This is a genomic window from Curtobacterium sp. MCLR17_059 (assembly GCF_003234665.1).
Classification (GTDB): domain Bacteria; phylum Actinomycetota; class Actinomycetes; order Actinomycetales; family Microbacteriaceae; genus Curtobacterium; species Curtobacterium flaccumfaciens.
In genome coordinates, this window is record NZ_QKSU01000002.1 from 270598 (window position 1) to 288221 (window position 17624).

Genomic DNA, 17624 nt, shown 5'->3' on the forward strand with positions numbered 1-17624 from the left:
CACGCCGGTCAGCGCAGGACCCGTCGCATCCTGCGCCACCACCAGGTGACACGCGTCGAGACGGTGACCACGCCGGTGCGCTGGGATTCCCGCCATTCGTCGACGGTGGCGCCGTGGTCCCAGGCGAAGAGGACGTCGTCGTCCTCGTCGAGGTCGGGCGCGTCGGGGAGCGGTCGCAGGATCGACATCAGTCGGAGGCCCTTCGTTCGTCGTCGTCATGTGCCTGGTCGGCGCTGGCTCGCCTGCGGAGCGCTCGGCTCGCGAGTCGGCGATCGGCCTTCGACCACCACGGTACGGTCTCCAGGTCTCGGAGCACCGTTGTCGAAATGTCGTATGTGCTCGGGCACGAGTGTCTCGCTCCAGGACCGAGCCCCGCGCCGGGCCCGCGCCGACCTGTGGAAGCCGCACCGGGCCTCCAGGCTGTGGAGGAGGATGGGGCGACGCGACGGACCGGGCCACGCGCACGCTGCGGACCCAGCACCGGGGAGCAGACTGGCGGGCGTGCCCACCCCACCCCGACTGAGCGACCTCTCCGGCCCGCGCGATGCCGACACCGGCACCCTGCGCTCCCGTGGTCGACGCTTCACCGAACTCCTCTCGATCGCCCGCCGCCACCACCTGGTGCCGTTCCGTCGTCTCGACTTCTCGCACGACCCGGCAACGTCGGAGCTGCGTCGCGACCAGGCCGAGCACCTGCGCCGGGCGCTCGAGGAAGCCGGTGGCGGATTCGTGAAGATGGGCCAGCTGCTCTCCACCCGTGACGACCTGCTGCCCGAGGAGTGGACCGAGGGACTCGCCCACCTGCAGCGGAACGTCACGGCGGCGCCGGCTGACGAGGTCCGTGCGCTCCTCGAGCAGGAGCTCGGCGCCCCGGTCGACCAGGTGTTCGCGACCTTCGACCCGGTGCCCGTCGCAGCGGCGTCCATCGCGCAGGTGCACCGCGCCCGACTGCCCGACGGCACCGCGGTCGCCGTGAAGGTGCAGCGGCCGGGGATCGACGCAGCGGTGCGCCGCGACGTGGACATCGCACTGCGGGTCGTCCGGTTCATGGCCCGGTGGTCGACCGAGGCGCGGCAGGTCGGCGTGCAGGACATCGCCGGCCAGTACGCGGACGACCTGATCCGGCAGGTCGACTTCGTCTCCGAGCTCCGGAACCTCACCGCGCTGCGTGCGGCCCAGGCCCGCAGCGCGCGTCCGGACGAGGTCCGGTTCCCGGACCCCTACCCGGACCTGTCCGGCCGGCGTGTGCTCGTCATGGAGTTCCTGGAGGGCGACACGCTCAGCGCGATCCGCGCCGAGCGTTCCGAGCGCGACCTCGACGCGCCGATGCGCGCGATCCTCCGCGCCTTCCTGCGCCAGGTCGTCTTCGACGGCCTGTACCACGCGGACCTGCACCCGGGGAACGTCCTGGTGCTGCCCGATGGTCGGCCCGCGTTGATCGACTTCGGATCGGTCGGGAGGCTCGACCCGGGTCTCCGGGACACGGTCCAGGACCTGTTGGCCGCGTACCTGCAGGACGACACGTCGCGGATCGCCGATGCGGTCCTGCGGATGGCACCCGTGCGCGATGCGCACGACGAGCCCGACTTCCGTCGGGACATCGCCCGCTTCGTCGCGGACGAGCTCGGCCCGGGTGCGCGCATCGGCGTCGACACCGTGGACGACGCGGTCGAGGTCTTCGGGCGGTACCGGCTGAAGCCGCCGCCGGACTTCGTCGCCGCGGCACGCGCCCTGGCCATCTTCGAGGGCACGCTCCGCACGCTCGCACCGTCGTTCGACCTGCTCGAGGAGTCCCGCGGACTCGCCCGGGAGCAGATCACCGACCAGCTCCGGCCGGGCAAGCTCCGCGATCTGGCGGCGAAGGAACTGCTCGGCGTCGTGTCGGCTGCCAGACGCCTGCCCCGACGGGTGGACCGCATCGGCGAGGCGATCGAGACCGGTCGCTTCACGGTGAACATCCGGCTCTTCGCGGACAGTCGCGACCGGCAGCTCGTGTCCGGGATGATCCGGCGCATCCTGCTCGTGCTGCTCGGTGCGGGGGCAGGGATCCTGGCGATCGTCTACCTGTCGTTGCCGGCACGACCGACGGCGGCCCTGTCCACCGGGGTCGCGGGCGGGTTGCTCGGGGGAGCGGCGGTGGTGCTGCTCGGCTGGGCGGCGATCGACGCCTGGCTCGCTCGACGGCGACGCTGACCGCGGGCCCGGCGCCCGTCCGTGACCGGCGCGTCCGGCACGCACGCGCACCGCTCCGGCCGCCGGGCGGGCGTCCGCTACACTCGTCCGGGGCCGTCCGCGGCCCGAGGACACTTCACAACACGACCGAACGGGACACCGACGACTCATGGCCAGTACCACAGACATCAAGAACGGCGCCGTTCTCATCATCGACGGCCAGCTGTGGTCGGTCGTCGAGTTCCAGCACGTCAAGCCGGGCAAGGGCGGCGCGTTCGTCCGCACGAAGCTCAAGAACGTCGTCTCCGGCAAGGTCGTCGACCGCACGTTCAACGCCGGCGCGAAGATCGACACCGCCGTCGTCGACCGTCGTGACTACCAGTTCCTCTACGAGGACGGCGACTCCTACGTGTTCATGGACACCGACACGTACGACCAGATCCCGGTCTCCGCGACCGTGGTCGGCGACGCCAAGAACTACCTGCTCGAGTCCGCGATGGTCACCATCGCGATGAACGAGGGCAACCCGCTGTACGTCGAGCTCCCGACGTCGATCGTCACCGAGGTCGAGACCGAGCCCGGCCTGCAGGGCGACCGCTCCTCCGGCGGCACCAAGGACGCGACCATCATCGCGACCGGCCACCGCATCCAGGTCCCGCTGTACCTCGAGAGCGGCACCCTGGTGAAGATCGACACGCGCGACGGCAGCTTCCTCGGCCGCGTCAACTCCTAGGCGCTGACCGTATGAGTGCTCGTTCGAAGGCCCGCAAGCGCGCCCTCGACATGCTGTACGTCGCCGAGGTGCGTGAGCTGCCGATCGCGGACGTGCTCGCCACCGAGACGGTCCGGCACCTGGACCAGCCGGAGCGTGCCTCCAGCTGGGACTACGCCCGCCAGATCGTCACGGGTGTCGACGACGCCCGTCACGAGATCGACTCCGTCATCGTCGACCACGCCCAGGGCTGGTCGATCGCCCGGATGCCGGTCCTCGACCGCTGCATCCTGCGGATGGCCGTGTGGGAGCTCCGGTTCAACCCGGAGGTGCCCGACGCCGTCGCGATCGCCGAGGCGGTCGAGCTCGCGCAGTCGCTGTCCACCGAGGACTCCGCCGGCTTCGTCAACGGCGTGCTCGGGGCCGTCGCCGGCGGTCGTGCACCGTCCGGTCGGACGGTCGCAAGAGACCAGGAGTCCCGGTAGGGTTGACCACGTCAGCATCCTTTAATGCCGTCCAGTGAGGCGGGGAAGGGGGTCGACGTGGGAACCAGAACGGTCCTGCAACAGCCCGACATCACGCGTGCCCTGACACGCATCGCGCACGAGATCCTCGAAGCCAACCACGGGGGCTCGGACCTCGTGCTCCTCGGCATCCCGACCCGCGGCGCCGTCCTGGCGGAACGCCTCGGCCGGATCCTGGCCGGCATCGAGCCGGAGTGGTCCTCGGCCGCCGGTGGCATCGGGACGGAGCGTGTCGGCACGCTCGACGTCACCATGCACCGCGACGACCTCGGCCACGGCATCGGCCGCGCGCCGCACCGGACGGTGATCCCCGCCGGCGGCATCGACGGCAAGGTCGTCGTGCTCGTCGACGACGTGCTGTACTCCGGTCGCACCGTCCGCGCCGCGCTCGACGCGCTGCAGGGCATCGGGCGGCCGCGTGCCGTCCGGCTCGCCGTGCTCGTCGACCGCGGCCACCGCGAGCTGCCGATCCGTGCGGACCACGTGGGCAAGAACCTGCCGACGGCGTCCGACGAGCGGGTCACGCTGCACCTGGCCGAGACCGACGGCGACGACACAGTGTTCATCGAGCAGGGGGTGGCGTGATGCGGCACCTGCTCTCCACCGCCGACCTGTCCCGCGACCAGGCCGTCCACATCCTCGACGTCGCCGAGGAGATGGCCGAGGTCAACACGCGCGAGGTCCGGAAGCTCCCGGCCCTGCGCGGCAAGACCGTGGTGAACCTGTTCTTCGAGGACTCCACGCGCACGCGCATCTCGTTCGAGGCCGCCGCGAAACGCCTGTCCGCCGACGTCCTCAACTTCGCCGCGAAGGGCTCGAGCGTCTCGAAGGGCGAATCCCTGAAGGACACCGTGCAGACCCTCGGCGCGATGGGCATCGACGGCATCGTCATGCGCCACGGTGCATCGGGCGCGCCGCGGGTGCTCGCCGACGCCGACTGGATCGACGTGCCGGTGGTCAACGCCGGTGACGGCACGCACGAACACCCGACGCAGGCGCTGCTCGACGCCTTCACCATGCGCCGCCGCCTGCACGGTGCCGGCTCGCGCGGCCAGGGCCTCGACGGCGTGCGCGTCCTGATCATCGGCGACGTGCTGCACAGCCGGGTCGCCCGGTCGAACGCCTGGCTGCTCCGCACCCTCGGCGCGAGCGTGACCTTCGCCGCGCCGCCGACGCTGCTGCCCGCCACCCCGTCGCCGTTCGGCGCCGCGGTGCACCACGACCTCGACACCGCCCTGGCCGAGGACCCGGACGTCGTCATGACGCTCCGCATCCAGCAGGAGCGGATGAACGACGCCTTCTTCCCGAACCCGCGCGAGTACACGCGGCACTGGGGTCTGACGGCGGCGCGCTTCGGTCGGCTGTCCGAGCGCACGCTGATCATGCACCCCGGTCCGATGAACCGCGGGCTCGAGATCGCCGGCGTCGCCGCCGACGACCCCCGTTCGACGGTCGTCGAGCAGGTCGAGAACGGCGTCTCGGTCCGGATGGCCGTCCTCTACCTCGCCCTGACGGGCAGTGCCGGAACCGGCACCGACGCGAAGGAGTCCGCCGCATGACCGCTCACCTGATCCGTGGCGCGCAGCTGGTCGACGGCTCGCGTGCCGACATCCGTCTGGAGGCCGGGCGCATCACCGCGGTCGGGTCCGGTCTCGACACCGCCGGCGCCACCGCCGTGGACGCGGACGGCCTCATCGCGCTGCCCGGTCTCGTGGACCTCCACACGCACCTGCGCGAGCCCGGGCACGAGGAGTCCGAGACCGTCCTCACCGGCTCGCGTGCCGCGGCCGCCGGTGGCTTCACCGCCGTGAACGCCATGGCGAACTCGAGCCCCGTCGCCGACACCGCCGGGGTCGTCGAGCAGGTCCAGGCCCTCGGTGACGACGCGGGCTACGTCACGGTCCGCCCGATCGGCGCCGTGTCGCAGGGGCTGCAGGGCACGCACCTGTCCGAGATCGGCGCCATGGCGACGAGCCGGGCGAAGGTCCGGGTCTTCTCCGACGACGGTTCCTGCGTCGCGGACCCGCTGCTCATGCGCCGCGCCCTCGAGTACATCAAGGGCTTCGGCGGGGTGCTCGCGCAGCACGCCCAGGAGCCCCGGCTGACCATCGGCGCGCAGATGAACGAGGGCCGGCTGTCCTCGGAGCTCGGCCTCGCCGGGTGGCCCGCCGTCGCGGAAGAGGCGATCATCGCCCGCGACGTCCTGCTCGCCGACCACGTCGGAGCACGTCTGCACGTCTGCCACGTCTCGACGGCCGGCAGCGTCGAGGTGATCCGGTGGGCGAAGTCCCGCGGCATCGACGTCACGGCCGAGGTCACCCCGCACCACCTGGTGCTCACCGAGGACCTCATCGCCGGCCACGACGGTGCGCCCGGCTACGACGCCCGCTACAAGGTGAACCCGCCGCTCCGCGCCCGCGAGGACGTCGAGGCGCTCCGCGCGGCCCTGGCCGACGGCACCATCGACATCGTCGCGACCGACCACGCGCCGCACACCGCCGAGGCGAAGTGCTGCGAGTGGCCCGCCGCCGCGAACGGCATGGTCGGCCTCGAATCGGCGCTGAGCGTGGTGCAGTCCGCCGTGGTCGACGACGGCCGGCTCGACTGGGCCGACGTCGCCCGGGTGCTGTCCGAGGCGCCGGCGCGGATCGGCCAGGTCGAGGGGCACGGGCAGCGCATCGCCGAGGGAGCACCCGCCGAGATCACGCTCTACGACCCGTCGGCCAGCCGCGAGTTCGCGGTCACCGACCTCGCCGGGCAATCGCAGAACTCGCCGTACCTCGGCATGACGCTGCCCGGCCGGGTCGTCGCCACCTTCCACCAGGGGTACGCGACGGTGCTCGACGGCCGGGTCGCCGACGCGGACACGATCGCGGCGCACGCCGCGGCGCTCCGGACAGGGGCGCGCGCATGAGCGGCGACGCGCAGCGCTGGCTCCTCGGCGCGGTGATCCTGCTCGCGGTCGCCGCCCTGTTCGTCGCGATGGCGCGCACCTGGCGGACGCGGACCAGGAAACAGGCGGAAGCCGTGCCTCCAGTCCGCGTGCCGGCCGACCTGGCACCGGAGGTCGGGTCGTGGGACGGGTTCACCGTCGCGACGACCCGCGCCGACCAGCCGTTGGAACGCATCACCGCAGGCGGCTTCGGGTTCCGCGGCCGCGGCGGGGTGACGGTCCACGCGACCGGCGTGGTGATGCGCCTCGCCGGTACCGACGACCGCTGGATCGCGCGTGACGCGGTCCGCGGCGCCGACCGCTCCACGTGGGCGATCGACCGGGTGGTCGAACCCGGGGGACTGGTCCGTCTGCGATGGACGGCGACCGGCGCCGCAGGTGCGACGGACCTGGACACCTACTTCCGGTTCCCGGAGGGCGACGCAGCCGCGCTGCACGCCCTGCAGGGACTGACCGAGACCGGGCCGCAGGCGACTGCGGCCGATGCTCCGCGAACCGCGGGCGAAGGGAAGAAAGCATGACACGCGAACGGGCCGTCCTGGTCCTCGAAGACGGCACCCGGTACGACGGCTGGGCCTACGGCGCCCGTGGGCGCACGCTCGGCGAGGTGGTCTTCGCGACCGGCATGACCGGCTACCAGGAGACGCTGACCGACCCCTCCTACGCCGGACAGATCGTGGTGCAGACCGCGCCGCACATCGGCAACACCGGGGTGAACGACGAGGACCCCGAGTCCCGTCGCATCTGGGTCGCCGGGTACGTGGTGCGCGACCCCAGCCGCGTGGTGTCGAACCACCGCGCGAACGCCACGCTCGACGACCACCTGGTGCGCGACGGCATCGTCGGCATCTCCGGCATCGACACCCGCGCACTCACCCGCCGCATCCGTGACGCCGGCGCCATGAAGGGCGGCGTCTTCAGCGGTGCGGACGCGGCGCTGTCGGCCGAGTCGCAGCTGGACGCGGTCGTGTCGCAGGCGACGATGGCCGGCGCGAGCTTCTCGGCGGTCGTGTCCACCCCGGAGACCTACGTCGTCCCCGCCGTCGGCGAGCAGATCGGCACCCTGGCCGTGCTCGACCTCGGCGTGAAGGCCTCGACCACCCGGTACCTCGCGGCCCGCGGCTTCGAGGTGCACGTGGTGCCGCAGGGCATCTCCGCTGCGGAGCTGGAAGCCCTCGCACCGGACGCCCTGTTCTACTCGAACGGCCCCGGCGACCCCGCCGCGTCGGACGCACAGGTGGAGCTGCTGCAGGACAGCCTGCGCACCGGCCGCCCCTTCTTCGGTATCTGCTTCGGCAACCAGCTGCTCGGCCGCGCGCTCGGCTTCGGCACCTACAAGCTGCCCTTCGGCCACCGCGGCATCAACCAGCCGGTGCTCGACACGACCACGGGCAAGGTCGAGATCACGAGCCAGAACCACGGCTTCGCGGTCGACGCGCCCCTCGGCGAGGTCCTCGAGTCCCCAGCCGGGTTCGGTCGGGTCGAGGTCTCGCACTACTCGCTGAACGACAACGTGGTCGAGGGCCTCCGCGCGCTCGACGTGCCGGCGTTCAGCGTGCAGTACCACCCCGAGGCCGCCGCCGGACCGCACGACAGCATGTACCTCTTCGACCGGTTCGCGGACATGGTGCGCGAGCGTCGCGACGGGGAGCCGCTCGACGCGGCCACCGCCGACGCCACGACCCCCGCAGCAGACATCACCAAGGAAGCGAACTGATGCCCAAGCGTGCAGACATCAACTCCGTCCTCGTCATCGGCTCCGGCCCGATCGTCATCGGTCAGGCCGCGGAGTTCGACTACTCCGGCACCCAGGCGTGCCGGGTCCTCCGGGCCGAGGGCGTCCGGGTCATCCTGGTCAACCCGAACCCGGCGACGATCATGACCGACCCGGACTTCGCCGACGCGACCTACATCGAGCCGATCACGAACGCGTCGCTCGAGGAGATCATCCGCATCGAGAAGCCGGATGCGGTCCTGCCGACCCTCGGCGGCCAGACGGCCCTGAACGCGGCCATCGCGCTCGACGAGGCCGGCATCCTCGCCAAGCACGGCGTCGAGCTCATCGGCGCCAAGGTCGAGGCGATCCAGCGCGGCGAGGACCGCCAGCTCTTCAAGGAGCTCGTGCTCGAGTCCGGTGCCGACGTCGCCCGCAGCCACATCGCGCACACGTTGGAGGAAGCGAAGGAGTTCGCGAAGGACCTCGGGTACCCGCTGGTCGTCCGCCCGTCCTTCACCATGGGCGGCCTCGGCTCGGGCTTCGCCTACAACGAGGCCGAACTCGTCCGCTTCGTCGGCGACGGGCTGCAGTCCAGCCCGACGACCGAGGTCCTGCTCGAGGAGTCCATCCTCGGCTGGAAGGAGTACGAGCTCGAGCTGATGCGCGACAACTACGACAACACCGTCGTCATCTGCTCCATCGAGAACGTCGACCCGGTCGGTGTCCACACCGGTGACTCGATCACGGTCGCCCCCGCGCTGACCCTGACCGACCGCGAGTACCAGAACATGCGGAACATCGGCATCGACATCATCCGTCGCGTCGGCGTCGACACCGGTGGCTGCAACATCCAGTTCGCCGTCGACCCGTCCAACGGCCGCGTCATCGTCATCGAGATGAACCCCCGCGTGTCCCGCTCGTCGGCCCTCGCGTCGAAGGCCACGGGCTTCCCGATCGCCAAGATCGCCGCGAAGCTCGCGATCGGCTACCGACTCGACGAGATCGAGAACGACATCACGAAGGTCACCCCGGCGAGCTTCGAGCCGACGCTCGACTACGTGGTCGTGAAGACCCCGCGGTTCGCGTTCGAGAAGTTCCCGGCCGCCGACGCCACCCTCACCACGACGATGAAGAGCGTCGGCGAGGCGATGGCCATCGGCCGGAACTACGCCACCGCCCTGCAGAAGTCGCTGCGCTCGCTCGAGAAGCGCGGGTCGAGCTTCCACTGGGACACCCCGGCGGCCGAGCTCGACAAGGACGCCCTGCTGGCGAAGTCGTCGATCCCGACCGACGGCCGCATCGTCACGGTCCAGCAGGCGCTGGTCGCGGGCGCCACCGCGGACGAGGTCTTCGAGGCCACCAAGATCGACCCCTGGTTCATCGACCAGATCGTGCTCATCAACGAGGTCGCGGACGAGGTCCGGGCCGCCGAGACCCTCGACGCGGACACGATGCGCTGGGCGAAGGAGCACGGCTTCAGCGACACCCAGATCGCGAGCCTGCGCAGCACGGACGCGGCACCGGTCTCCGAGCAGCAGGTCCGTGACGAGCGGCACGCCCAGGGCATCCGACCGGTCTTCAAGACGGTCGACACCTGCGCCGGCGAGTTCCCCGCCCTGACGCCGTACCACTACTCCTCGTACGACACCGAGACCGAGATCACGCCGAGCGACCGCAAGAAGGTCGTCATCCTCGGCTCCGGCCCGAACCGAATCGGACAGGGCGTCGAGTTCGACTACTCCTGCGTGCACGCGTCCTTCGCGCTGAGCGCGGCCGGGTTCGAGACGATCATGATCAACTGCAACCCCGAGACCGTGTCGACCGACTACGACACCTCGGACCGCCTGTACTTCGAACCGCTGACGGCCGAGGACGTCCTCGAGGTCATCGAGGCCGAGGCCGCCTCCGGCGAACTCGTCGGCGTCGTCGTGCAGCTCGGTGGCCAGACCGCCCTCGGCCTGGCGAAGCCGCTCGAGGCCGCGGGCATCCCGATCCTCGGCACCAGCCCCACCGCGATCGACTCGGCCGAGGAGCGCGGGCAGTTCTCCGCCATCCTCGACGCCGCCGGCCTGCTCGCACCGCGGAACGGCACCGCCCACGACCTGCCGAGCGCGACCACGGTGGCCGAGGAGATCGGGTACCCCGTCCTCGTCCGTCCGTCGTTCGTGCTCGGCGGCCGCGGCATGGAGATCCTCTACGACTCCCCGTCGCTCGCGGACTACTTCGACCGGATGGCCGACCAGGCGATCATCGGCCCGGAGCTCCCGCTGCTGGTCGACCGGTTCCTGGACGACGCCGTGGAGATCGACGTCGACGCGCTCTTCGACGGCGAGCGGCTCTACATCGGCGGCATCATGGAGCACCTCGAAGAGGCCGGCATCCACTCCGGCGACTCGGCCTGCACCCTGCCCCCGGTCGGTCTCGGCCGCGCGGAGATCCAGGGCGTCGTCGACGCGACCGAGAAGATCGCCCGCGGCATCGGCGTGCAGGGCCTGCTCAACGTCCAGTTCGCCATCGGCGCCGGCGTGCTCTACGTCCTCGAGGCGAACCCGCGCGCCAGCCGCACGGTGCCCTTCGTCTCGAAGGCGCTCGGCATCCCGCTGGCCAAGGCCGCGTCCCGCATCATGACCGGCACCACGGTCGCCGAGCTCGTCGCCGAGGGCATGCTGCCCGAGCGTGACGGGGCGTTCGTGCCCGCGCAGTCGCCCGTCGCCGTGAAGGAGGCCGTGCTGCCCTTCCGTCGCTTCCGCACCCGCGAGGGCCAGGTCGTCGACTCGGTGCTCAGCCCCGAGATGCGCTCCACCGGCGAGGTCATGGGCATCGACCGCGACTTCCCGCGGGCGTTCCTCAAGTCGCAGGACGCCGCGTACGGCGGCCTGCCGACCAGCGGCACGGTCTTCGTGAGCGTCGCCGACACCGACAAGCGCGCGATCGTGCTGCCGGTGCACCGCCTGCAGCAGCTCGGCTTCACGATCATCGCGACCGAGGGCACGGCCGAGATCCTCCGCCGCAACGGCATCGAGGTCGGGATCGTCGGCAAGTACAGCCAGGGCGGCGAGAGCGTCGTCGACCTGCTCGCCAGGGGCGAGGTCGACATCGTCATCAACACGCCGTCGGGTGCCGCCGGTCGTGCGGACGGGTACGAGATCCGCGCGGCCACGGTCGCGGCGGACAAGCCGCTGTTCACGACGATCGCGCAGATCGGGGCGGCCGTCGCGGCGATCGAGACGATCGGTTCGCCGCTCAACGTCCGCAGCCTGCAGGACTACGCGCTCGAGCGCGCAACCTGGTGACGGCTGCCAGCATGGCAACGACCCGGTCAGGAGGCCCGGCCTCCTTCGGCGACCGCCTCGCGTCCGCCATGGGGGAGCGTTCACCGCTCTGCGTCGGGATCGACCCCCACGCCGCCACCCTGGCGGCGTGGGGGCTCGCCCGCGACGAGCAGGGCCTGACGGCGTTCGGCGCCACCCTGGTCGACGCGGCCGCCGGCCGCGCGGCGATCGTGAAGCCGCAGGTCGCCTTCTTCGAGGCGGCGGGGGTCGCGGGCTACCGTGCGCTCGACGCGACGATCCGCCGGGCACGCGATGCGGGCCTCCTGGTCGTCGCCGACGTGAAGCGGGGCGACATCGGGACCACCGGTGACGACTACGCGCTGGCGTGGCTGGACCGCGACGGGCCGTTCGCGGCCGACGCGATGACGGTGTCGCCGTACCTCGGGTACGGCTCGCTCCGGGGCACGATCGACGTCGCGCGCCGGAACGGTGCCGGGGTCTTCGTGCTCGCGGCGACGAGCAACCCCGAGGCCCGTGTGCTGCAGACCGCGGTGCTCGCGGAAGGACCGCGTACCGGCCGGACGGTCGCGGCCGGTATCGTCTTGGACGTGGCAGACGACAACCGGTCCGTGGGCGATCAGGCCCTCGGCGACGTCGGGCTCGTGCTCGGCGCGACCCTTCACCTCGACGACTTCGGCATCGACGCGGACGCGATCGGCACCGCGCCGGTCCTCGCCCCGGGCTTCGGTGCCCAGGGCGCCCGCATCGAGGACCTCCGTGCGCTGTACGGCGCGCGTGCCGAGCAGGTGCTCGTGAGCGAGTCGCGCGGCCTGCTGACCGACGGTCCGGACGGCGTCGCGGCGCTCGTCACCGACCGCGCGGACCGCATCCGCACCGCACTGGTGGCGGCAGCGTGACCGACGAGCACGAGGGCCTGCCCGCCCACCGGACCCCGCCAGAGGTCGACCGCGTCGCTGCGGCGAAGGCCGCGGTCGCCGCGCGACGCGCCCGGGCCGCGGTGAAGGCCGCGATCGCGTCGGGGGAGCGCTCGGCACTCGACGTCGCCCGTGCCGCCTGGGACGACTCGCTGGTCGAGACGACCTCGGCGGAACGCTCGCTCCGGGTCCGTGACCTGCTCGTCAGCCTGCCGGGGATCGGCCCCGCACGAGCCGAGGCGATCATGGGGACCCTGCGGATCGCCCCCTCGAAGCGCCTCGGTGGCCTGGGGACCCGGCAGCGGACCGCCCTGGCGGACTGGCTCGCCGCCCGCGGTCGCAAGCGTGGCGCCTCGAAGCTCGTCGTGCTCGCCGGACCCACCGCGGTCGGCAAGGGCACGGTCAGCGCGCACATCCGACAGCACTACCCGGACGTCAACCTCAGCGTCTCCGCCACCACCCGGAAGCCGCGCCCCGGCGAGGTCGACGGCGTGCACTACTACTTCGTGGACGACGACGAGTTCGACCGCATGATCCGCGACCGCGAGCTGCTCGAGTGGGCGACCGTCCACAACTCGTACCGCTACGGCACCCCGCGCCCGCCGATCGACCGCGCGCTCGACGCCGGCGAGAAGGTCATGCTGGAGATCGACCTGCAGGGCGCCCGGCAGGTCCGCGACGCCATGCCCGAGGCGGTGCTCGTGTTCCTGCTGCCCCCGACGTGGGAGGAACTGGTGCGCCGGCTGATCGGCCGCGGCACCGAATCCGCGGAGGAACAGGCGCGTCGTCTCGAGACCGCGAAGGTCGAGCTGGCCGCGCAGGACGAGTTCGACGTGCGGATCGTGAACTCCGATGTCGGCACCGCGGCACGTGAGGTCGTAGACTTGTTCTCTGCGCCCTGACGGGTGCACTGACTTCGAGGAGACACCATGGCCAACCCCCAGGGCATCATCGACCCGCCCATCGACGACCTGCTCAGCAAGGTCGAGTCGAAGTACGCGCTCGTCATCTTCGCGTCGAAGCGCGCCCGCCAGATCAACGACTACTACGCCGACCTGCACGAGGGCTCGCTCTTCGACAACGTCGGACCGCTCGTCGACTCGACGATCGACGACAAGCCGCTGTCCGTCGCGCTCCACGAGATCAACGAGGACAAGCTCACCGTCACCAAGCAGCAGCAGCCCACCGACTGATCCCGGTGACTGCAGCTGCTCTCCGCCTCTTCACGTCCGAGTCGGTGACCGAGGGGCACCCCGACAAGATCTGCGACCAGATCTCGGACAGCATCCTCGACGCACTGCTCACGGTCGACCCGAACGCGCGCGTCGCCGTCGAGACGATGGTGACCACCGGGCTCGTGCACGTCGCCGGCGAGGTCACGACCTCCGGCTACGTCGAGATCCCCAAGCTCGTCCGTGACGTCATCACCGGGATCGGCTACAACTCGTCGGACGTCTCGTTCGACGGTGCCACCTGTGGTGTCGAGGTCTCGATCGGTGCGCAGTCGCCGGACATCGCGCAGGGTGTGGACGAGTCGCTCGACTCCCGCACCGGTGCGGTCGACCCGCTCGACCGTCAGGGCGCCGGCGACCAGGGCATCATGTTCGGCTTCGCGACGAACGAGACCCCCGAGTACATGCCGGTCGCGATCTGGCTGGCGCACCGCCTGGCCGAGCGCCTGGCCGCGGTCCGGAAGTCGGGCGAGCTGTCGTTCCTGCGCCCGGACGGCAAGACCCAGGTCACCATCGGGTACGACGGCGTCGTGCCGAAGACCGTCGAGACCGTCGTGCTCTCCACGCAGCACTCGCCGAGCGTCACGCTCGACGAGCTCACCGCCGCGATCACCGAGCACGTGATCCGTCCGGTCCTCGACCTGGTCGACCTCGACTCGTCGCACGTCGACGTCATCGTGAACCCGACCGGTCGCTTCGAGATCGGCGGCCCCCAGGGTGACGCCGGGCTCACCGGCCGCAAGGTGATCGTCGACACCTACGGCGGGGCCTCCCGTCACGGTGGCGGCGCGTTCAGCGGCAAGGACCCGTCGAAGGTCGACCGTTCGGCGGCGTACGCGCTGCGCTGGGTCGCCAAGAACGCGGTCGCCGCGGGGCTCGCCGACCGGCTCGAGGTGCAGGTCGCCTACGCGATCGGCCGTGCGAAGCCCGTCGGGCTGTACGTCGAGACCTTCGGCACCGGACACGTCGACGACGCCACGATCGAGGCCGCCATCCGCCAGGTCTTCGACCTGCGTCCGGCCGCGATCATCCGCGACCTCGACCTGCTCCGACCGATCTACGCGCAGACCGCGACCTACGGCCACTTCGGCCGTGAGCTCCCCGGGTTCACGTGGGAGCAGCTCGACCGTGTCGAGGAACTCCGCGCCGCCGCAGGACTCGTCGCCGCGACCGTCTGAAGCACCGCGTGACCACCGTCGCGCGCGTCGTCCTCGACTCGCCGCTCCCGCAGTTGGACCGTTTGTTCGACTACCGGGTGCCGGCCGAGCTCGAGGACGACTGCGTCGCGGGGGTCCGCGTCAAGGTGCCGCTGCGCACCGGGGCCCGGATGTCCGACGGCTACGTGGTCGAGATCGTCACCGAGGGCGAGTACCCGGGGGAACTCAGTCAGATCGAGGCCGTGCTGTCCCCGGTGCCCGTGCTCGCGCCGGAGATCTGGACCCTCGCGCGTGCCGTCGCCGACCGCGCCGCGGGTGTCGCCTCGGACGTCCTGCGCCTGGCCGTGCCGCCGCGGCAGGTGCGCGCCGAGAAGGCCTGGCTCGCCCGGGACACCGCGTGGTCGCCGCCGCCGGTGACCGCCCCGCCCGTCACCGGCTACGCCGACGGCGTCCTGGAGGCCGTGGTGACGGAGCGCGGGCGCGCCGCGGTCGCCGCCGTGCCCCAGCCCGTGGCGGTGGGTGACGCGGACGCACCGGTCTGGGTCCCGGGGTGGGCCGCGACGCTCGCCCAGGCCGCCGCACACACGGTGGCGGCCGAGCAGTCCGCGGTGATCGCCGTGCCGGACTTCCGCGACGTCATCGACCTCGAGCGCGCCCTGCTCGCCGTGCTGCCGCCGGAACGGGTGGTGCGGTTCGACGCCAAACAGACGAACGGGCAGCGCGCGAAGGCCCTGCTGCAGGCCCGCACGCACCCGGTGGTCGCGATCGGCAACCGCACGGCGATGTACGCGCCGGCGACGGAGCTCGGCCTGATCGCGATGTGGGACGACGGCGACGCCTCGTTCATCGAGCAGCGGGCGCCCTACGTGCACACGCGTGACGTGGCCCTGGTGCGGGCCGCCCAGTCCGGGGCCGCGCTGCTGTTCGTCTCACACGCGCGCAGCACCGACGTGCAACGGCTGGTGGAGCTGCACTGGCTGCAGGACGTCGTGCCCTACCGCGTGAAGACGCCGAAGGTCATCCCCACCGTGCAGCAGACCGGGGCCGAGGGGTTCGCCGCACAGGCCCGCATCCCGAGCTCCGCCTGGCGTGCCGCGCGCGAGGCCAGCCAGCACGGTGCCGTCCTGGTGCAGGTCGCGAGCCCGGGCTTCGGCACCGGGTTGGTCTGCGCCGAGTGCGGCGAACGCGCGCACTGCCGGGTCTGCGGCGGGCCGCTCGGCAGCCCGCACCGCGGCGCCACGCCCCAGTGCCGGTTCTGCGGCGCCCTGGCCGTCGGGTTCCGCTGCCCGACGTGCGGCAACGGCACCGTGAAGCCGGTCGGCCAGGGGGCACAGCGCACCGCGGAGGAGCTCGGGCGGGCGTTCCCCGGCACCCGGATCATCGTCGCGGACGGCTCCCGCCCGCTCGACGAGGTTCCCGCCAGGCCATCGGTCGTCGTCGCCACCCGTGGGGCCGAGCCGTCGGTGCCGGGCGGGTACGCCTGCGTGCTGCTGCTCGACGGCGAGAAGATGCTCGCCCGCGAAGGGCTGCGGGTGCAGGAGGACGTGCTGCGCTTCTGGACGAACGCGGCGGCGAAGTCGGCTCCCGGGGCCGAGGTGTACCTGGTCGGGATCGGTGGGCGGCTGGCGTCGGCGATGGCCTTGTGGCGGCTCGACGGTCCCGCGCACGACGAGCTCACCGACCGCCGCGAACTCCACTTCCCGCCGGCGGTGCGGGTGGCGACGATGACCGGCACCGACGAGGCCGTCACCGCTGCGGTCGAGGCCCTCGGCGACGCTGTCGTCGGTCCGGTGCTCGGCCCGGTCCCGGTCGAGGACGACACGTTGCCGGGCACGGTCCGGGCGATCGTGCGGTTCCCGTACGCGCACGGGGCCGAGGTCGCCGCGACGCTCAAGGCCGAGGTGATCCGGCGCTCGTCGACCCGGCGGGTGCTCAAGGGCGGCAACCGCCGACGGGCCGCTCCGACGCTGCGGGTGCGGTTGGACGACGCGGAGCCGTTCTCCGAGGTCTGACCGCGCCCGGGTCCGTGTGGGCCCGGGCGCTGCACGACGCAGAACGACACCGCCGACGTCGTGGGACGTCGGCGGTGTCGTTCGGGGTCTGCCGCCGTGCGGCGACCGGCTGGTGCGGGTCGGTCAGGCGTTGGCGGGCCGGCGACGCTCGCGAGGCAGCACGACGCCGAGGGCGACCATGCCGATGGCGAGGACGAGGTGCAGCCAGTTGTCGGCGTTGTTCAGCGGGACGAAGTTCGCACCCGAGCTGTGGCCGGCGGTGAACAGGCCGTAGATCCACAGCACGAAGTAGACGATCCCGCCGAGCACCAGGTACATCCGCGAGCCGGAGGCGCGGTTGGCGGCGAGCAGTCCGACGACGCCGAACAGCAGGTGCACGATGTTGTGCAGCACGGACACCTGGAAGATGCCGAGCAGCATGCCCATCGACTCGTGTCCGGCCCCGGCCAGGTCGCCGGTCGTGATGCCGGGGACGAACCCGGCGATCCCGACGAGCAGGAACACGATGCCGACCACGAGGGCGGCCTTCTGGACGGACGAACCGGCGTAGCGGTTGGTGGCGGTGGTGACGTCGCTCATGGTGTCTCCTGATCTCAGCGCGGTTGCGCGGGGTTGGTGGGCACGCCGTGGGACGGCGGGTTGATCGTCGGACCGGCGGTGGCCGGCGTGACGTCCGCGGGTGCCGAGGCCCCCGCAGACGTCTCGGGGAGGTGCTCCGGCACGGAACCGGTCGGCTCCGCACCGCCGTCCAGGGCCTCGATCCGGTGACGGATCCGCTCCAGCACCGGCAACCGCGCGCCGTGGGCGTGCTCGTGGTCGAGCAGCACCTGGAGCTGTTCGCGGTCGAGGGCCGTCAGGTGCTCCGTCAGGTTGCCGAGCGGGACGTGGTCGAAGTCCGGGATGGGCAGGTCTCGGTCGGTCATGGTGCTCCTTCCGTC

The 17624-nt window shown here is 71.8% G+C and carries 17 protein-coding genes; 14 read left to right on the forward strand and 3 right to left on the reverse strand.

All coding sequences use genetic code 11. The features are described from left to right. Window positions 1-8 precede the first annotated feature (8 nt). Complete coding sequence (locus tag DEJ12_RS05045) at window positions 9-188, reverse strand: hypothetical protein (RefSeq protein ID WP_110864577.1); 180 nt, start codon at window positions 186-188, stop codon at window positions 9-11. 313 nt (window positions 189-501) lie between these two features. Between DEJ12_RS05045 and DEJ12_RS05050 the strand changes: the two genes are divergently transcribed. The 14 genes from DEJ12_RS05050 to DEJ12_RS05115 all read left to right on the forward strand — a co-directional run bounded on the left by DEJ12_RS05050 (window position 502) and on the right by DEJ12_RS05115 (window position 16686). Then, complete coding sequence (locus DEJ12_RS05050; protein ID WP_181433067.1) at window positions 502-2193, forward strand: AarF/ABC1/UbiB kinase family protein; 1692 nt, start codon at window positions 502-504, stop codon at window positions 2191-2193. Between the two features lie 148 nt (window positions 2194-2341). Further along, entirely contained in the window at window positions 2342-2905 is a 564-nt protein-coding gene (efp, locus tag DEJ12_RS05055) for an elongation factor P (RefSeq protein ID WP_017887175.1), read from the forward strand. Between the two features lie 11 nt (window positions 2906-2916). Next, entirely contained in the window at window positions 2917-3369 is a 453-nt protein-coding gene (gene nusB, locus DEJ12_RS05060; protein WP_111029252.1) for a transcription antitermination factor NusB, read from the forward strand. 24 nt (window positions 3370-3393) lie between these two features. Continuing rightward, the gene (gene pyrR / locus DEJ12_RS05065) at window positions 3394-3993 is read left to right on the forward strand and encodes a bifunctional pyr operon transcriptional regulator/uracil phosphoribosyltransferase PyrR (protein ID WP_017887177.1); all 600 of its coding nucleotides are present in this window, start codon (window positions 3394-3396) and stop codon (window positions 3991-3993) included. After that, window positions 3993-4967 (forward strand): aspartate carbamoyltransferase catalytic subunit, encoded by a 975-nt coding sequence (locus DEJ12_RS05070; protein WP_071403715.1) that lies wholly within the window; start codon window positions 3993-3995, stop codon window positions 4965-4967. Before pyrR ends, DEJ12_RS05070 begins: the two co-directional genes overlap by 1 nt. After that, window positions 4964-6322, forward strand: coding sequence for a dihydroorotase (locus DEJ12_RS05075; RefSeq protein WP_111029253.1), 1359 nt, complete (start codon window positions 4964-4966; stop codon window positions 6320-6322). The genes DEJ12_RS05070 and DEJ12_RS05075 overlap by 4 nt, the downstream gene beginning before the upstream one ends. Next, complete coding sequence (locus tag DEJ12_RS05080; protein ID WP_111029254.1) at window positions 6319-6882, forward strand: hypothetical protein; 564 nt, start codon at window positions 6319-6321, stop codon at window positions 6880-6882. The genes DEJ12_RS05075 and DEJ12_RS05080 overlap by 4 nt, the downstream gene beginning before the upstream one ends. Then, on the forward strand, window positions 6879-8078 hold the full coding sequence (gene carA / locus DEJ12_RS05085) for a glutamine-hydrolyzing carbamoyl-phosphate synthase small subunit (protein ID WP_111029255.1): 1200 nt from the start codon (window positions 6879-6881) through the stop codon (window positions 8076-8078). The genes DEJ12_RS05080 and carA overlap by 4 nt, the downstream gene beginning before the upstream one ends. Then, on the forward strand, window positions 8078-11371 hold the full coding sequence (gene carB, locus DEJ12_RS05090; protein WP_111029256.1) for a carbamoyl-phosphate synthase large subunit: 3294 nt from the start codon (window positions 8078-8080) through the stop codon (window positions 11369-11371). The genes carA and carB overlap by 1 nt, the downstream gene beginning before the upstream one ends. Before the next feature lie 11 nt (window positions 11372-11382). Further along, window positions 11383-12267 carry an orotidine-5'-phosphate decarboxylase gene (pyrF, locus tag DEJ12_RS05095; RefSeq protein ID WP_111029301.1) on the forward strand — a complete coding sequence of 295 codons (885 nt, stop codon included), beginning with the start codon at window positions 11383-11385 and terminating at the stop codon, window positions 12265-12267. After that, window positions 12264-13187 carry a guanylate kinase gene (gmk, locus tag DEJ12_RS05100; protein WP_239001435.1) on the forward strand — a complete coding sequence of 308 codons (924 nt, stop codon included), beginning with the start codon at window positions 12264-12266 and terminating at the stop codon, window positions 13185-13187. Before pyrF ends, gmk begins: the two co-directional genes overlap by 4 nt. Before the next feature lie 27 nt (window positions 13188-13214). Continuing rightward, window positions 13215-13478, forward strand: a complete 264-nt coding sequence (rpoZ, locus tag DEJ12_RS05105; RefSeq protein ID WP_017887186.1) for a DNA-directed RNA polymerase subunit omega — start codon at window positions 13215-13217, stop codon at window positions 13476-13478. A gap of 5 nt (window positions 13479-13483) precedes the next feature. Beyond that, a complete protein-coding gene (metK, locus tag DEJ12_RS05110; protein ID WP_110858970.1) occupies window positions 13484-14695 on the forward strand; it encodes a methionine adenosyltransferase in 1212 nt (403 codons plus the stop codon). Between the two features lie 8 nt (window positions 14696-14703). Further along, complete coding sequence (locus tag DEJ12_RS05115; RefSeq protein ID WP_111029257.1) at window positions 14704-16686, forward strand: primosomal protein N'; 1983 nt, start codon at window positions 14704-14706, stop codon at window positions 16684-16686. Window positions 16687-16809: 123 nt separating this feature from the next. Here DEJ12_RS05115 and DEJ12_RS05120 read toward each other — a convergent pair whose 3' ends face one another. Both DEJ12_RS05120 and DEJ12_RS05125 read right to left on the reverse strand, forming a co-directional pair. Beyond that, window positions 16810-17265, reverse strand: coding sequence for a DUF4383 domain-containing protein (locus DEJ12_RS05120; protein WP_111029258.1), 456 nt, complete (start codon window positions 17263-17265; stop codon window positions 16810-16812). Between the two features lie 14 nt (window positions 17266-17279). Next, a complete protein-coding gene (locus DEJ12_RS05125) occupies window positions 17280-17609 on the reverse strand; it encodes a hypothetical protein (protein WP_111029259.1) in 330 nt (109 codons plus the stop codon). Window positions 17610-17624 lie beyond the last annotated feature (15 nt).

What these genes read in the sequence shown, in the direction of transcription:
- DEJ12_RS05045 (WP_110864577.1), bottom strand. Translation starts at nt 188, where the DNA reads ATGTCGATCCTGCGACCGCTCCCCGACGCGCCCGACCTCGACGAGGAC.
- efp (WP_017887175.1), top strand. Translation starts at nt 2,342, where the DNA reads ATGGCCAGTACCACAGACATCAAGAACGGCGCCGTTCTCATCATCGAC.
- nusB (WP_111029252.1), top strand. Translation starts at nt 2,917, where the DNA reads ATGAGTGCTCGTTCGAAGGCCCGCAAGCGCGCCCTCGACATGCTGTAC.
- pyrR (WP_017887177.1), top strand. Translation starts at nt 3,394, where the DNA reads ATGCCGTCCAGTGAGGCGGGGAAGGGGGTCGACGTGGGAACCAGAACG.
- DEJ12_RS05070 (WP_071403715.1), top strand. Translation starts at nt 3,993, where the DNA reads ATGCGGCACCTGCTCTCCACCGCCGACCTGTCCCGCGACCAGGCCGTC.
- DEJ12_RS05075 (WP_111029253.1), top strand. Translation starts at nt 4,964, where the DNA reads ATGACCGCTCACCTGATCCGTGGCGCGCAGCTGGTCGACGGCTCGCGT.
- DEJ12_RS05080 (WP_111029254.1), top strand. Translation starts at nt 6,319, where the DNA reads ATGAGCGGCGACGCGCAGCGCTGGCTCCTCGGCGCGGTGATCCTGCTC.
- carA (WP_111029255.1), top strand. Translation starts at nt 6,879, where the DNA reads ATGACACGCGAACGGGCCGTCCTGGTCCTCGAAGACGGCACCCGGTAC.
- carB (WP_111029256.1), top strand. Translation starts at nt 8,078, where the DNA reads ATGCCCAAGCGTGCAGACATCAACTCCGTCCTCGTCATCGGCTCCGGC.
- pyrF (WP_111029301.1), top strand. Translation starts at nt 11,383, where the DNA reads ATGGCAACGACCCGGTCAGGAGGCCCGGCCTCCTTCGGCGACCGCCTC.
- rpoZ (WP_017887186.1), top strand. Translation starts at nt 13,215, where the DNA reads ATGGCCAACCCCCAGGGCATCATCGACCCGCCCATCGACGACCTGCTC.
- DEJ12_RS05120 (WP_111029258.1), bottom strand. Translation starts at nt 17,265, where the DNA reads ATGAGCGACGTCACCACCGCCACCAACCGCTACGCCGGTTCGTCCGTC.
- DEJ12_RS05125 (WP_111029259.1), bottom strand. Translation starts at nt 17,609, where the DNA reads ATGACCGACCGAGACCTGCCCATCCCGGACTTCGACCACGTCCCGCTC.